General features: G+C 47.3%; 17 protein-coding genes. 2 read left to right on the top strand and 15 right to left on the bottom strand.

All coding sequences use genetic code 11. From position 1 onward, the window contains the following. Positions 1-71: 71 nt before the first annotated feature. The 4 genes from ABHN01_RS08270 to ABHN01_RS08255 form a co-directional block, all read right to left on the bottom strand. A complete protein-coding gene (locus ABHN01_RS08270; protein WP_429875120.1) occupies positions 72-581 on the bottom strand; it encodes a M23 family metallopeptidase in 510 nt (169 codons plus the stop codon). A gap of 164 nt (positions 582-745) precedes the next feature. Next, the gene (panF, locus tag ABHN01_RS08265; RefSeq protein WP_429875119.1) at positions 746-2,200 is read right to left on the bottom strand and encodes a sodium/pantothenate symporter; all 1,455 of its coding nucleotides are present in this window, start codon (positions 2,198-2,200) and stop codon (positions 746-748) included. After that, positions 2,197-2,478: a YhdT family protein gene (locus ABHN01_RS08260; protein ID WP_429875118.1), complete on the bottom strand. Its 282-nt coding sequence runs from the start codon at positions 2,476-2,478 to the stop codon at positions 2,197-2,199. The genes panF and ABHN01_RS08260 overlap by 4 nt, the downstream gene beginning before the upstream one ends. A gap of 240 nt (positions 2,479-2,718) precedes the next feature. Beyond that, the gene (locus ABHN01_RS08255) at positions 2,719-3,132 is read right to left on the bottom strand and encodes a CHRD domain-containing protein (RefSeq protein WP_290397814.1); all 414 of its coding nucleotides are present in this window, start codon (positions 3,130-3,132) and stop codon (positions 2,719-2,721) included. Positions 3,133-3,478: 346 nt separating this feature from the next. Here ABHN01_RS08255 and ABHN01_RS08250 point away from each other — a divergent pair, with 346 nt between their 5' ends. Then, a complete protein-coding gene (locus tag ABHN01_RS08250) occupies positions 3,479-3,640 on the top strand; it encodes a Spo0E family sporulation regulatory protein-aspartic acid phosphatase (protein ID WP_290397813.1) in 162 nt (53 codons plus the stop codon). A gap of 103 nt (positions 3,641-3,743) precedes the next feature. On the opposite strand, the gene ABHN01_RS08245 is transcribed toward ABHN01_RS08250, so the two are convergent. The 5 genes from ABHN01_RS08245 to ABHN01_RS08225 form a co-directional block, all read right to left on the bottom strand. Then, positions 3,744-4,154 carry a thiol-disulfide oxidoreductase DCC family protein gene (locus ABHN01_RS08245; protein WP_429875117.1) on the bottom strand — a complete coding sequence of 137 codons (411 nt, stop codon included), beginning with the start codon at positions 4,152-4,154 and terminating at the stop codon, positions 3,744-3,746. A 17-nt stretch (positions 4,155-4,171) separates the two neighbouring features. Next, entirely contained in the window at positions 4,172-4,948 is a 777-nt protein-coding gene (locus tag ABHN01_RS08240; RefSeq protein WP_429875116.1) for a VOC family protein, read from the bottom strand. 268 nt (positions 4,949-5,216) lie between these two features. Next, entirely contained in the window at positions 5,217-6,695 is a 1,479-nt protein-coding gene (locus tag ABHN01_RS08235; protein ID WP_429875115.1) for a sodium:solute symporter family protein, read from the bottom strand. Continuing rightward, positions 6,695-6,889 carry a DUF3311 domain-containing protein gene (locus tag ABHN01_RS08230; protein ID WP_429875114.1) on the bottom strand — a complete coding sequence of 65 codons (195 nt, stop codon included), beginning with the start codon at positions 6,887-6,889 and terminating at the stop codon, positions 6,695-6,697. Before ABHN01_RS08230 ends, ABHN01_RS08235 begins: the two co-directional genes overlap by 1 nt. Beyond that, positions 6,886-7,392, bottom strand: a complete 507-nt coding sequence (locus ABHN01_RS08225) for a M20/M25/M40 family metallo-hydrolase (RefSeq protein WP_429875113.1) — start codon at positions 7,390-7,392, stop codon at positions 6,886-6,888. Before ABHN01_RS08225 ends, ABHN01_RS08230 begins: the two co-directional genes overlap by 4 nt. A gap of 229 nt (positions 7,393-7,621) precedes the next feature. On the opposite strand from ABHN01_RS08225, the gene ABHN01_RS08220 reads away from it, so the two are divergent. Further along, on the top strand, positions 7,622-7,816 hold the full coding sequence (locus ABHN01_RS08220) for a hypothetical protein (RefSeq protein WP_429875112.1): 195 nt from the start codon (positions 7,622-7,624) through the stop codon (positions 7,814-7,816). A gap of 103 nt (positions 7,817-7,919) precedes the next feature. Here ABHN01_RS08220 and ABHN01_RS08215 read toward each other — a convergent pair whose 3' ends face one another. The 6 genes from ABHN01_RS08215 to ABHN01_RS08190 form a co-directional block, all read right to left on the bottom strand. After that, a complete protein-coding gene (locus ABHN01_RS08215) occupies positions 7,920-8,876 on the bottom strand; it encodes an ABC transporter permease (RefSeq protein WP_429875111.1) in 957 nt (318 codons plus the stop codon). After that, positions 8,851-9,801 (bottom strand): ABC transporter ATP-binding protein, encoded by a 951-nt coding sequence (locus ABHN01_RS08210; protein WP_429875175.1) that lies wholly within the window; start codon positions 9,799-9,801, stop codon positions 8,851-8,853. Before ABHN01_RS08210 ends, ABHN01_RS08215 begins: the two co-directional genes overlap by 26 nt. A 170-nt stretch (positions 9,802-9,971) precedes the next feature. Beyond that, positions 9,972-11,978 (bottom strand): beta-galactosidase, encoded by a 2,007-nt coding sequence (locus ABHN01_RS08205; protein WP_429875110.1) that lies wholly within the window; start codon positions 11,976-11,978, stop codon positions 9,972-9,974. 123 nt (positions 11,979-12,101) lie between these two features. Then, positions 12,102-13,181 carry a M24 family metallopeptidase gene (locus ABHN01_RS08200; protein ID WP_429875109.1) on the bottom strand — a complete coding sequence of 360 codons (1,080 nt, stop codon included), beginning with the start codon at positions 13,179-13,181 and terminating at the stop codon, positions 12,102-12,104. Next, positions 13,168-14,181: a UDP-glucose 4-epimerase GalE gene (gene galE / locus ABHN01_RS08195; protein ID WP_429875108.1), complete on the bottom strand. Its 1,014-nt coding sequence runs from the start codon at positions 14,179-14,181 to the stop codon at positions 13,168-13,170. Before galE ends, ABHN01_RS08200 begins: the two co-directional genes overlap by 14 nt. Further along, positions 14,181-15,359, bottom strand: a complete 1,179-nt coding sequence (locus tag ABHN01_RS08190) for a galactokinase (RefSeq protein ID WP_429875107.1) — start codon at positions 15,357-15,359, stop codon at positions 14,181-14,183. Before ABHN01_RS08190 ends, galE begins: the two co-directional genes overlap by 1 nt. Between the last annotated feature and the right edge of the window lie 4 nt (positions 15,360-15,363).

The raw sequence follows: 15,363 nt of genomic DNA, 5'->3' as shown, positions 1-15,363 counted from the left end.
GTGTCATATCACTCGGTGTCAGGCACCGTCGTTACACACATATGTAAATGCGGTGCCTGGCACCGCATTTCTTAGCTCTTATATGTTTTGCTTCCCCAATAAAAGATGCTATGGCCGTTCCATCGGATTCGTTCTGCCTTGCCATTGTATCTTTGCTCGTAATGAAGATGTGCACCAGTGGAACCACCCGTGCTTCCTACTGCTCCAATCTTTTGGCCCTGCGAGACCCTCTTTCCGACCGATACATTCACACCGCTTAAATGGCCGTACAAGGTCTGCCAGCCGCCCCCATGGTCAATGACAATGTATCTTCCATAACTGCGGCCACCCAGATTTTTCACTTTAATGACTCTCCCGGCAGCAGAAGCGATCACCGTATCTCCCTCATCATACAGACGGTTGAGATCGACTGCATTTTGTGGATTATGATTCATCCTCGTCTGCCCGATCCAAACTTGTCCTGCCGGAAATGGAATCCGGAAAACGGGAGATGCATCGGCTTTCTTAAATGGTGTCTCAAGCAAAACAGCTGCCGTGCAGATTGGAAGGATAAAGAAAAGCAACTGCTTAATTCTTTTCACTCCTTGTATCCTCCTTTTTCATTTGATGGGATGTGCACTTGTTTAGGCATGTCTTATTTTAGGGTGCAGTAAAATCCGTCAAATTACTGATGGGAAAAGGTGTAAAAAAGGGTGCCAGGCACCGCATATTACACACATGTGTAATGGAGGTGCCTGACACCAAATTAAATAATTCCTTGTTTCCCCAGGGATGACTGAGCGCTGTTTTTTGAAATTAAACTTAGAATAACGTAAGCCGCTAGAGAAAGTACGACTGGCACTACAACGGTATGCATTCCCCACAGGTTCGGAGCGAATGTATCGAGAAGGACGTAGGAAAGTACACCTGTCACGATGGAACCTACAGCACCGGCTGCGTTTCCTCTCTTCCAATAAAGACCAAGGACGACCGGCCATATAAATGCTGCTTCCAGACCGCCAAAGGAAAACAAATTCAGCCAAATCAGCAGGTCCGGAGGATAAAGAGACACGATGAATACCAGGATTCCGATAATGGCAGTCACTGAAAAACTCAAGCGTTTAACCGATTGCTGACTGGCTTCCGGTTTAATGTAATTGATATAGATATCTTTAACAATGGAGGAGCTTACGATCAACAGGATGGCGTTCACCGTTGACATGACCGCAGCAAGCGGTGCTGCGAGCACTATACCCGCAAGCCATCCTGGCAATACCTTCAGTGCGAGCATCGGCATCACCTTATCTCCGATTTCCACTCCTGGTATGACGACTCTTCCAAACACTCCAGTCAAATGCATCCCCAGCATGATGAACCCGATGACAAACGTCCCGATGATCATCGCCTGGTGCATCGCTTTTGAATTTTTATAGGACATGGCCCGGACCGAGATTTGCGGGAGGCCAACGACCCCAATGCCCACAAGCAGCCAGAACGAGGAAACGTAAAGCGGCGTCAAAGACTTGTCCGCGCCGAAGGGTGTGATCAAATTCGGATTCTCAGCAGCAAGGGTCGAGATGATATGGGGAACCCCTCCACCTGCAATGATCGTTCCTGCCAATATAATGAGTGTTCCGACAAACATGACAATTCCCATTAATGTATCTGTAATGACAACTGCACGAAAGCCGCCTGCTATGACATAAACGAGGACGGAAAACGAAAAGATCAGCAGGGCCACAGGGTAAGAAACACCAGTGAACGACTCGATGAGCCGGCCGCCGCCTATCCACTGCGCAGCGGTTGACGAGAACAAAAAGATGCTGATGCTTGCTGCGGACAAAATAACGACCCACTTGTTTTCATATCGTGCTTTCAGAAAATCAATCAGCGTGACCGCGTCGATCTTTCTTGCAACAATGGCAAACTTTTTCCCAAGGACAGCGAGGGTGAAGTAACCCGTAACAAGCTGTGCCATCGCTAGCAGCACCCAGCCAAGGCCGAGCTTATAGGCGATTCCCGGACCGCCGATGAAGCTGCTCGCACTTCCATATGTAGCTACCATGGTCATCGCGAGAACGAAGCCGCCCAGATGCCTGCCGCCCAGGAAATAGTCCTGTAAAAACCCTGAACCACTTTCAACCTTGCGTGAGGTGTACATCCCAACGAGAAACATACCGATCAAAAAGGCAAGTAAAGGAACAATAACTTCCCAGTTCATCTCTTTTCCTCCTTCAGGTTCTCCCGATCAGGTTCATCTTCGAAGGGAACCTCTGTGAAGAAAAATTTAACCATGATATATACGAGGATGGAAAATACGATAAAGCCGGCGACGCAGCTATAGAAGAACCATGCTGGCAAACCCCATATGTAGTGATATTCCTTCACAGGTTTTCCGCCAAGCCCGTAGGAAAAAGCGTACCACCAGATGAAGTTCAGAACGGCAAGCCCGATGCCCATCAAGGCTTCCCGATTGGATATTTTAAATCGCGGATCCATCTTAACAGCTCCTTTCAGAATCCGTCAGTTTTTGTAGATCATTGTGTCTATTATGCCATAATATCCTGTCATTTTCTCGGTGATGTCGTGTACGTGGTGCCTGGCACCACGTTTTGACATTTGTGTAAAGGCGGTGCCTGGCACCACGTTTTGACATTTGTGTAAAGGCGGTGCCTGGCACCATAAACGGCATCTCAAAATAAAACAGCCTAGCTCCTTTAAGCTACGCCGTCGTATTCTTTACTTGATCGGCTCGATTTGACCGCGCAGTTCCCCGCCCGGACTAAACTCCGAAAAAACATTCACATAAACATTACCTTCGTTAATCTCTTCCACAAGCTTAGACAGGGGCTGTCCCTGAAGTGGGCCAATTAATTCTTTATTGGTGATGCAACCTGTTATGATTCCTGTATTCAAGCTGATGCTAGGTTTAATATGGGCCAGCAGATAAGCGACGACAGGACCACTTTTACCTGCTTGTCCCAAATGAACGCGTGCTTGAGTTAACTTCCTTATATTGTTAACCTGAAGCCGGTAGTGGAGCTTGGTTCCATTGGAGCTTAGGACAAATTCAGTGTTTCCAGTTGCCCGGGTACCAACAGGAGGAACTTCATGTTCGCCTTTTAATCTGCATAAAAAATGTTTCAACAACAATCCAGCCACTCCTTTCCGATAGCTATTGACAGTATATTCAGGAGCGGCAATTAAGCTTGTTTATTTATCTAGGTTTAAAAAATAATTTGCATTTTGTTTTGTAAAATTCCCTCGCCTTTGTTCTTGCATTTCCCGGGACATTTTTTTACAAAAACAAACAAAGAAGCGTGATTCCTCTCTTTCCTCGTAAAAAATCCATAAAAACTATCAAAATTTTCAAAAAATATACTATATATTGAGAAAATTAAATAGACACTGTCCTATATCTAGTATAAAATGGGAATATATAGAGATGTTTCTCTGAACGTGAAGTTATAAAACATTTTTCTGTATAGGGGGAATGGATATGACTCAACAAAATATACTAACATTGAAACTTGAGATCGACGCCATCCGCTTAACAATGTACGTAATGAGCACCCGCGTAAACAACCTTGCAGACCCACTTCTTGTACAGTTAAGCCAGTTGCTCGACCAAAAACTAAACGAACTGAACCAATGTGCATAAAGCTGTCACCCTTTTTGGGGACAGCTTTTTTAGTGCTTGGTGCCAGGCACCGCGATTTTACACTTATGTAACAGCGGTGCCTGGCACCAATTAGTAACGAAGGCTAATCTATGAACCGTTCTCGGATCTCGGGTGTGGGGATCATGCAGTGGTCCTTTCTGCCGAACCATCTGTAACGGTTTTTGGCGATCCAGAAATACAGTCCATCGCGCAGCGGCTTAGGGATAACGACAAGGATATAGGCAGCAATCCACAGGCCTCCGAGATCCCTGGCAATCTCGAGTGCTGCCGTGGATTTTTGATAGATGCGGCAATCTTTTATATAAACTAGACTTTCAAAATCTTGTTGAGGAAGACGGAATTCACGGAGCAGCTCCTGACCGGCATCCGATTGCAGAGAACCGAAGGAAATCCGCCCCTTCTTATCCTGTCTGATCAAGAAATTAACAATCCCGTTGCAGAAGTTGCAGACACCATCAAATAATAGAATAGAGCCGTCCCGCTGTTTTTCCACTAACGTTTCCTCCCCTTTTACTTCAAATTTAACCCGTTGCTCAAAACCAGCTCATAAGGACGTTCTCCTCTTTCTCTGAGGAGATCTTGAGCTGGCCCCTCGCCAAGAGGAGAGCAAAAATGAAGTCTGCAGCCGTCCAGTTCCAGTACCGTACATTCAGCCTGAAGGTCATTATCAATGTAGCTCCGCCCTTTGGATAACCCCAGCCATCCCTGCCAGGTCAGTGATGTTTTCTCTGCATCCTCTACGATAATCTTCAAGTGATCCATTCTCAGATCCCCAGCCGGATGTTTGCCGATAAACCCTTTTTCCCGAAGGTCTGTATCGCGTTCCATATCCGGCTCGAGCCAATCTATGAAAAACGGCGGAGACAGCTTGTTTCCCTTGTCATTGCTCGTTATAAATAACAGTTTCCAATTGAGGGTGCTTCCATCTTCACGTTTACGGCTTCCAGGGAAAAGTCTTGTCTCCAAACCTTTCTGCTCCAGCAGGATTTTTAGATGATCAATTCGATCAGTGCGGATGGCAAACTGGCCAGGGCCCTGTTTTTCGGGAAAACTTTGCATCAGCTGGCCGATCAAGGGATTTTGTGTCGCCTTCCGTGCGATTTCTTCTTTTTCGACAGCTAAAAATTCCACATAGGTCAAGCCAAAATAAGAGAGTGTATTATAAGTTCCCCAATCTTTATGGCTGCCGCCCCGGACTGCATGAATGCCTTGTTTTTTCAGGCTATCAATATGATTGTTCAATGCTTTATCGGTAAAATATACAAGATGGTCAAACGCGAGTGCCACACAAACCCCTCCCGAAACTTTTTCTACTTTTAAATTATCAAAATCGGGAGCAAAAAGAAAAAAATTGGTGCCGGGCATCGAATGATCGGTTTATTTTTTTATAGTAAAGAAAAACAGTAATACCACATCACACAGCCTGTCGCAGATTCCATTGGCAATGTCTATGCAAAAAGAGACAAAACAAAAATATTCAAAGTGAAATAAAAAAGCAGGTGCCAGGCACCGCGATTACACACTTGTGTAAGGGCGGTGCCTGGCACCTTTTAAATTAAACCATCTTTTCGCTTTCTGCTTTGTTGCTGACGGCAACCGGTCGTGTTAAAGCACTGGCCACAAGGAGGGCAATGGTGTTGACCAGCAAAGCAACGATGCCAATATTCAAGTCTTTGACGGCTTGCGGCAGCATAGGAAGCAGGATGGCCAGCGTTGTTCCTTTGATCGATACATAGGCTACAACGGCAACACCACAGGCGATTCCTGCAAACGCTCCCTGTTTCGTCACAAAGGGCTTTTTCGACAGGCTTAAAACCAGGGCTGGAAACAGCTGAGTGACGAGGCTGTATCCCATTAATAGCAGCGTTACAATCGTGTCTCCTCCTTTAAACGTGAAGAAGACCGAGATGAGGGCCATGACCGGCACGAGGTATTTAGCCAGCTTAGCCACCTGCTTTTCACTCGCGGAAGGGTAAACCGCTTTATAAACATTTTTCGCAAAGAGGGTTGAAGCCGCCATAAGAAGTAGCGAGCCCGGTACCAATGCGGTAAGCAGCCCTGCCGCTCCGATCAATCCGATGATCCAGGGATCGAACGTTTGCACGGCGAGTTTGAACAGTGATAGATCGCCGTCGGGCCCTTTCAAACCAGGAACCTTTAAGATCGCGGCGAACCCGACAAACATGACAAACAGCAAGACGAGCGAATACAGCGGCATGAAAACTGCATTTTTGCGGAACACTTTTGCATTTTGCGCTGTAAAAGAGGATGCAAACGTATGGGGCCACATGTAAAACCCTAGTGCGGTCAATAAAACGGTTGAAATGAACCAGCTCACGCTCATCCCTTCACTCGGAAGGGCAAGAAAGCCTGGCTTCGCGGCTTCAATAGATTCAAACATCGGCTGAAAACCGCCGTAATGGTGAATGGGAAGATAGATTCCCAGAAATACCACGATTACTAGAATCATGAAGTCTTTTAAAACAGCTGTCCATGCTGAACCGTGGATACCGGAGATCATGACGTACACTGTTACAGTCAGCACACCAGTCCACACTGCGGCAACCGGCGATATCTTCCCATACGAAGCTTCTGATACGATGATTCCTAAACCCTTCAGCTGCAGCACCAAATAGGGAATCATGGCCACTATGCCCACGAGGGAAACAAACACTCCGAGGTAGGGGCTTTTATATTTGCTGACAAAAAAATCAGACTGTGACACGAGTTTGTTTTCGTTGGCATACTTCCAGACCGCGGGAAGCAAAAAGTAAGAGATGACGTAAGCTAGCGCGCCATAAGCCAGAATGTACAATGACGGGCCGCCCTTACCATATGCCCAGCCACTTCCGCCAAGAAATGTAAACGTCGTGTAGATTTCTCCCGCCATCAAAAGAAACACGAACATCGTGCCAAAACCCCGTCCGCCGACGCTCCACTGCTCGAGGTCCATATCTTTCCCCCGTTTGGCACGAACTCCAAGGTACAAGGACACAATTAAAAACAGCGCGAGAATGATCAGTGATGTATTCATTAGTTCTCCTCCTTGTTCGCAGGATCTAATTTATAAATGAGAGCCATCAGAGGGGACGTAATCAAGACCCAAAGCAGGATCCAAAACATTAGAAAGGGCATGCCCAGCACATAAGGTTCCACTTTATTGGCGAAAACCAGGCCTCCAAACATTCCGATAAACGGCAAAATGGCAATCCAGTGAATCAGTCTCATATAACAGCCTCCTCTTTTCTGCTTCCCGGTGCTACAATCTGTGAGGCAACTGCGATGCTGCCGATTTCTGGATGCGGAAGCACTGCATGGCCCCCGTTACGGTGAATAGTCAGGAAAAAAGGGGCCAGAGCCGCCATCATTGGCCCATAAACGATCCCCACCTTACCTTGTGCAAGCGCTGGCTGGAATTGGGTTCCAATCACGGCTTCAACACCATTCATAAAGCCTTCTTGTACTATATCCTCTGCGCCATCATGGAAAGGTTCTTCCGCATGGTGTTGAAACATAAAACGGACCTTAGCTTGCAGCTCGTCCTTTTTCTTCGTTGAATCGTTTCCCGTACCAAACAGAATAGCCGTATGGTTATCGCGGCCGCGCGAATGCATGATACCTGGCCTGCAGGAAATAAAATCAAAATTATTCTCTTCCATCATCGAAAGTGCGTTCATTTCCGCACGAATGGCTATTCGCTGGCTCTCCTTAACTGCTGTTAACGTGCTCATGATTCTCCCCACCTTCCAATTGGTATGCTCGCCATTATATTAGAAGGAAAATCCTTTGCAAAGAATAAATATACCGATTTTTCTGATATTTATACCCATTCTCCTGGTAGGGAAGTACTAAGGAATGGTAGAGAGGTGCCACATAGAAGGTGCCTGGCACCTCTATTACACAAGTATGTGACGGCCGGTGCCTGGCACCCAAATCATAAGAAAAAGGAGGCTGAGGATAATGGATAGGAAGAAAGAAAACTACGAAGAACAAAACAGCACGCACGAACAGAATTTCAGCACGAATGAGGAATTTTCCCAGGATGTAGTCTATGAGGAACTGGAATTATCGGATCAAGCCGTGATCAGCGGAATCGTCCATCATCTTGCCCATCCTGGTGAGACAGAAGTTAACTGCGAAGAAGGAAGCCATTAAAAAAATGGTGCCAGGCACGCCAATTACACACTTGTGTAACGGCTGTGCCTGGCACCATTCAAAGGCACCATTCAAAAAACACCCATTCAATGGGCACGGATCCCTAGGCCCTCACATCACGCTTCTGGAAGACGGCGAAGGTGATCACTAGGAAAACTGCCGTATAGATTGCGAGAATGCCTAATGAAAAAGATAGTGACATGCCTTTTATGAGCTGCATTCCTTCATCAAGATACTGGGTGAGTTCCATGTTCGGGAACAGTGTATATTTTGCCCATGGTTTATTGCTGAATATTGTCGTAAGGATATTCCCGGCAAACGTGACGAACATTGAAACACCGATCGCCACAGAGCTGCTGTAAAACAACGTAGAAATCATGAACGCCAATGCCACAAGCACTGCAAACTCGATGAACTCCAGCCCCATGTTGGCCAATACATAATGAGAGATCAATTTTTCATGGACAACCCCATTCAAATCGGTCAGATACGGCTGATCCATTCCTCCGAATCCATAGAATACACTGCCGATCAGCCAGGTGGAAACGATGAGAACAATCCACAATAAGAAGGCAAATCCAAGGGTTGCAAGCAGCTTGGAGAGCAGTATTTTCCAGCGGCTGTATGGCCGGATCAGAAGCATCTTAACCGTACCCTTGGCAAACTCGGCAGCAACAATATCACTCGCCACTACGATGACAAACAGTCCCAATAGGGAAGACATCGGCGCGAAATCCTTCATGAACTTCCAGCTTGTCGTTTCATATGGTGAGATATCATGCTTTATTGCGTACTCGTTCTGTTTATACTCGCTCTCTAGTGAATCCCTGTACATTTTAGGTGCTTTATCCTTTTTAGCCTGAGCGATTTCCTTTTTCAATCCTTTATTCTGTTCGGTAAGCTCCTGCTTCCAGTTCGTTTTTGCCGATTGGTCTTCTGTAACCTTGCCGTAGATGGCCACGCCAAGAACGATGAGTACAGGAAGGGCTATAAACACCCACGTTCTGACCCTGCTGAAAATTTTGATCCATTCATTAGTGACCAGCGACAGAAACTTCATTCGAATCTCCCCCTTTCCCTGTCATTTCAAGGAATCGTTCTTCCAATGTCTTTTTCTTTAATTGAATGCCATACACCGTAAAACCTGCCATGACCAGTCTTTTATTGATATCGCCAATCGCTTCAGGCTGCTGAATCATTATGACAAGTTCCTTAGCCTCGACCGCAACCGGTAGATCCGGGAGCTGTTCAACAAGGATATCTTTTGCTTTTAAAACATCGCCCTCGACTTGAAAATGCACAGTGGCGTCTGCCTGATCGGTCACATTGGTCACGTCATCAATCCGAACAAGTTTACCGTTCTGGATTACGGCGACACGGTCACACATGAGCTCCATTTCCGCTAAAATATGGCTGGAAACGATGACTGAGGTCCCCTGATCGGCAAGTACCCGCAAATAATGGCGAAGATCATGCATCCCTTGAGGATCCAGCCCGTTTGTCGGTTCATCCAAAATTAAAAGAGATGGATTATGCAAAAGAGCCTGGGCTACACCGAGCCGCTGCCTCATCCCGAGCGAGTAGGTTTTTACTTTTTTATGAATGGCATATTCCATTTCCACCAGCTTCACGACCTCATCGATCCGTTCTTTCGTGACGCCTGGCATGATGCGCGCATATTGCATAAGGTTGTTGTAGCCGGTCAAATAGTCATACATTTGCGGATTTTCAACAATAGCCCCGATCTGTTCCATCGCTTTTTCATAGTGTTTGCGAATGTCCAGGCCATTCACCAGAATTTCTCCTTCTGTTATAGAGATTAAACCTACAATCATACGGATTGTTGTCGTTTTCCCCGCCCCATTTGGCCCGAGCAAGCCAAAAATTTCGCCTTTTTTGACACCAAACGACAGTTTGTCTACTATGCTTTTGCCTTTTATCTGTTTTGTTACCTGTTTTAATTCCAGCGTATATCCAGTTTCCATATTTCCTCCCTGCATCTGTTTGTTCATTTGTTTTACCCCATTTCCAAATACTAACATATACCACTTCCTATTACGGGTCAATTCTTTTAAAAGTTTCATAATTTATAAAAAAGGTGCCAGGCACGCCGATTACACAAGTGTGTAACGGCGGCGCCTGGCACCATATCCTTCTATTGAATCAACAGAAAGGATCCTAAAGATTGCAGCCTGACGTCTCCTTTGAATGTTTCACCTGTCATGGCGTCCATCCAGGTGCCATGCGGCAGGGAGACGCGGTGGCTTACTGTCGTGGAGTGATTCAATAAACATAGGAATTTTTTGCCGGCCTCTCCCGTCCGTATGACCATTTCCACATCATCCGGAAGCTCTATCGTGCTTACGCCAGCCTCAGCAAAAATGTCACGGTACAGCCGGACAAGGTAAAAATCTTCGACCGCTGTTCCGATGTAATACACTTGGCCTTTCCCGTATTTATTCTTCGTGATCGCAGGTGTTCCTTCATAAAAAGCGTCCCGGTAGACAGCGAGAACCTCCGCCGATTTCGGCTCGATCAAGTCACACCACACCGTGGCCGGTGACATGATGTCCCTGATGTTTCCCGCTTTTCCAGTGACCCGGTTCTGCTGGCCAGTCTGAAGAGATTCGTACTCATGGATTTCAATGCCCGCCAGTTCCCCAAGCTCACCCGGCAGTGTATGCTCCGTCACCGCATTGTTCGGTTCTTTGACGCCCGCGCGATAAGAAAGCACAACCGTTCCGCCATCTGCCGCAAACTTTTTCAGTTTTTCGGTGAATTCCGGATTCGTTAAAAAATAAACAGGAACGATGACTGCCTTCAGCCCGTCCAGGCTGCTCTTTGGGGATACCATATCCGTTGCCGCGTTCAAACGATAGGCTCCGGAATAGAAACGAAGCATTTCCTGTTTATGGGTCAACGCATCACTTTGCGGCTGGATGCGCCATGCCCATGCGTTTTCAACGTCATAATACACGCCGACTTCGGCCTTATATGTGGAAGCCACCCATTCATCTCCAATTTTTTTCAGTGCCTCAAAGGTCTCTTTGACCTCTTGAAACTTTCGCCTCGGCTTCCCATCATGATCCAAGATACCATGGCAGAATTCCTCCGTTCCAAAACGAGCGGCGCGCCATCTGAAATAGACGATCGCTTCTGCCCCCCGGGCTATCGCCTGGTACGTCCAGAGCTTGATATGGCCAGGATGGGGAAGATAGCCGATATGGCTCCATCCCTGCGCGCCAGAAAGCTCCTCAAGCACCCAATAACCTTTTCCGTCTTTTGTCGAGCGGCAAAGATCATGCTGCTGTGCGATCTGCGCTGGCGGGATCGGTTCAGCAAGCCCTCCCCAAACCGGATAGTTATCAAAGGAGATGAAGTCGAGATCCTTCGCGATATCCCGCTGTTTTTGCGCAAGCTCGGTGAACACGAAATTATGGGTGATGAACTGCTGATCTGAAATGTGTGCTCTTAAAGTCTCAACCTGGAGCTTGTTGTATGCGGTGTAGCTGTCTGCGCAAAAACGATCAAAATCCAGCAGCAGCCCCGGATTATGTTCCTGGAACACTTTTCTGGGTAGCGGAACCTGTTCCCATGCCGTATAAGTCTGACTCCAGAAGACCGTGCCCCATGCTTCATTCAATGCATCCAGGCTGCCATACTTATGGCGGAGCCATTCTTGAAACGCCAACCTGTCTTCATCACCATAGCTGCGGTCAGATTTTTCATGGCCGTACTCATTGTCTGTCTGCCAGCCGATCACATCAGGATGCTGGCCGTACTTCACCGCCAGTCGCTCAACGATTTTCTTTGTAAATTGCTGATACACCTTGCTGTTTACCGTGTAATGGCGGCGTGCGCCGAAAGATATCTTTACGCCGTTCTCATCAACTGGAAGAATTTCGGGATACCGGTGTGCCATCCATGCGGGCGGAGTCGCGGTCGGTGTGCCGAGGATGATTTTGATCCCGTTTTCTGTCAGAAGATCGATCGCTTCGTCAAAAAGTGTAAAATCATAAACGCCCTCTTCCGGCTCCATGAGCTGCCAGCCGAACTCAGCGATGCGCACCACGTTAACCCCAAGCTCTTTCATCAGCCTTACATCTTCCGGCCATCTTGATTTTGGCCACTGCTCCGGATAATAATCCACTCCCAAATACATGCCCGATCACTCCTTTATCTGTCTATTCTTTCACCGAACCGCCCAAAATACCAGAGATAAACGTTTTACGAGCAGAAAAAAAAGCGCCCTGTAAAGCGCTCATCAAACGTGCGAAATGCTTCTCTAACGAACAAGGATATCCGGCCGGCGCAGATTCTGGCCTCCGAAGGTTACTTCAATGCAGGGCCATTCTCCCGTTTCCGTTAAGATCTCAGCGCCCTCCTTATGTATAAGGATCGTGTCTTCTGACTTTACACCGGGAAGCGACGGATTCCATGTGAACGCCATGTGTTCCTGTACCTTGGTCTCTGAATCCATTGTTGCGATGAACTCTCTGGAGTCATAACCGGTGGGCCCTCCTTGATGGAGAAGTTTCCAATCTTCGGGATGACCCTCATTCTCATACTGATGTATCCCCTTCTTGAAAACTTCTCCCACTGTTGCACCGGGTACTGTGGATGTGATAAATGCCGCATCAATGCGGGAGAGCTTTTCTTTATGGTCAACAAGCTCCTGCCGCAGCGGCCCGAAATGGACCACCCTCGTAAGGTTGGCGACCAGCCCCCCGCGTTCACCACAGATCACGAGCAGTGCATGCTTGTTCAGTTTTTTGGAGGTTGGAACAGGGTGCCGGTAGGAATAAATACGTTCGTCCGTCGCAACAAGCAAGACCTGAGGCCTGATTCCTTTCGATATGGCCTGTTCTGCCACCATTCCGGCAATTTCATATTCTGTCTGTCCAGGCTCGATCCTTCGGCAGACAGATTCCAGGGACCATGCTGCATCCTGACAAAGCTTTCGGTAACGTTCGGCTTCCGTTTCATCCAGGATCGAACGTACAGATCTTAGCGCCCCTGCCATGTCAACATAGTCTTCAAACGGCGTATCCGTCCCCATCACTTTCCCTTTTCCAAGTTCAGCAATGAGATGATCTGATCCCTTATACCATTCATCAGCGACGACCTTCACTTCATGCGGGAAATGCGCGAGCTCTTCTTCCTTTATGCGCCTTTCTTCCATCTTGGTCGTCACCACATAGATCTCGTTTTCAAAAATAACAAGATCAGCCACACCTTCTGTGATGCTAAGTACGATTTGATTCTGGCGCCCTCCAGTTACCCATGAAAAGTGATTTCGTTTTCTGAGCAGCATCCCGTCCAGTCCATTTTCATTCATGATCTTTCTGATCTTATTTAAGGCCATCGTCAGAACCTCCATCGGCATAGCCGTCTGGATGATTCAGGTGCCAGTTCCAAGCGTGCTCCACTATCTGATTCAGATTAGGGTATTTCGGAATCCAGCCCAGTTCGTCTCTGGCTTTTTGAAAAGACGCGATCAGAATCGCAGGATCGCCCGCCCTTCGCGGCGAAGCCACAGCTTCGATTGTCCGTCCGGTAACGCTGCGGCATGTGCCAATCACTTGCTTTACCGAGAATCCTTTGCCGTTTCCGAGGTTGTAAACCGAGCTTTCATTGGTACTCTTTAACTTTTCCAGTGCACGATAGTGAGCATCAGCCAAGTCCATCACATGTATGTAATCCCGAACACAGGTGCCGTCTTCTGTAGCATAGTCCTCTCCAAAAACAGAAACATGCGGCCGTTTTCCAAGCGCAGCTTCAAGAATGATCGGGATAAGGTGGGACTCGGGTGTGTGGTCCTCTCCTATCCTTCCTTTTGGATCCGCGCCAGCCGCGTTAAAATACCGAAGAGCAACGGATTTGAGCCCATAGGCCTGATCTGCCCAATGAAGGAGCCTTTCAATAGCCAGTTTCGTTTCTCCATAGGGATTGGTGGGCTGCGTACGGTCGCTTTCCTGGATAGGAACGTTTTCAGGTTCTCCGTAGACCGCAGCAGTAGAAGAGAAAACAATCTTCTTCACTCCATTTTTCACCATGCGGTCGACTAGATTCAATGAACCTGACACATTGTTCCGATAATAGGAGATCGGGTCTTTGACACTCTCGCCGACAAGCGAGTTGGCCGCAAAATGGATGGCCGCTTCAATGTTATGTTCTGAAAATACAGTGTCCAGCAAGGAGCTGTCATGCAGATCGCCTTCATAGAACGGAACATCCTTCATCACAGCCTTCCGATGCCCTTTCTGCAGATTATCGAACACGATGACTTCCTCACCTTTTTCAAGCAGATACAGTACGGTATGGCTGCCGATATAACCTGCCCCGCCAGTTACCAATATGGCCATTATCTTTTCACCTCGTCTAGTTCTTTTACTCCATCTCCAATTTCACACACATAAAAGTCTGGTGTTAAGCCTGTCAGTTCTTTGTATTGGATGGCAACATTCTTTTGAAAATCCTGAACCTGTCCGGCTTCCACGATTGAAATGGTGCATCCTCCAAAACCTGCGCCTGTCATTCTTGTTCCTATGCAGCCTGGCTGCTTTTCCTGAATGTCAAACAGTGCGTCAAGCTCCGGTCCCGTCACCTCATAATTTTCACGAAGCGACAAATGCGACTCCTTCATATACAAGCCAAACGCATGCAAATCTTTATTCTCCAGTGCTGCTACAGCTTTTTGAACACGGTCATCCTCTGTAACCACATGGCGCACACGCTTTCGGATCGTTTCGTCAGCGAGGTGTGCTTCCACCTTTTTAAACTGACGGGACGTCAGTTCACCGAGAGAGGTTACGCCGTCTGCATACTTCTGGATAATATCGAGACCTTGTTCGCACTGTGTTCTTCGTTCATTGTACTTCGAGTCTGCAAGCCCTCTTCTTTTGTTTGTGTTTGTAATGACCAGCTTGTGCCCTTCGATCTCAAGAGGAATCAATTCGAATTCATGGTTCTTGCAATCGAGAAAAACCGCATGGTCCTTCTTTCCGAACCCGACCGCAAACTGATCCATAATACCGCTGTTTACGCCGATAAATTGATTTTCCATACGCTGGCACAGCTTGGCGAGCTCAAGCATGGGCAGCTCCTCTTTTTCCAATACTGAGAAACCTAGCGCGCTGACCATGCCAATCGATGCCGAAGAAGAAAGGCCTGCTCCATTTGGAATATTGCCCGCGTATAAAATGTCAGCTCCTGATAGCGGGATACCCAGCTTCTGCAATTGGTGAAGTATACCTTTCGGGTAATTTGCCCAGTCATCCGCCTCGTCATAGACAATGGGCTGTTTTGTATCGACAGAGACCTCCAATGGGAAGGTTTCACTCTTCAAACGATATACGCAATCGTTTCTCTGCCGAATGGCCATGTACGTTCCAATGGTTAATGCAGCAGGAAATACGAAGCCGCCATTATAATCGGTATGTTCCCCGATCAAATTTATGCGTCCAGGAGCAAAGAAAAGTCGTACGTTGTCGTTATTTCCCGGAAAATATCTTTTAAACTGTTCCACACATCGGTTCTCCACGCTT

The sequence above is a fragment of the Fictibacillus sp. NRS-1165 genome (genome assembly GCF_050468105.1).
Taxonomy (GTDB): Bacteria; Bacillota; Bacilli; order Bacillales; family Fictibacillaceae; genus Fictibacillus_C; species Fictibacillus_C terrinigri.
The sequence above is the reverse complement of the archived record's forward strand: the minus strand, read 5'-3'. Positions and strand labels throughout refer to the sequence as shown.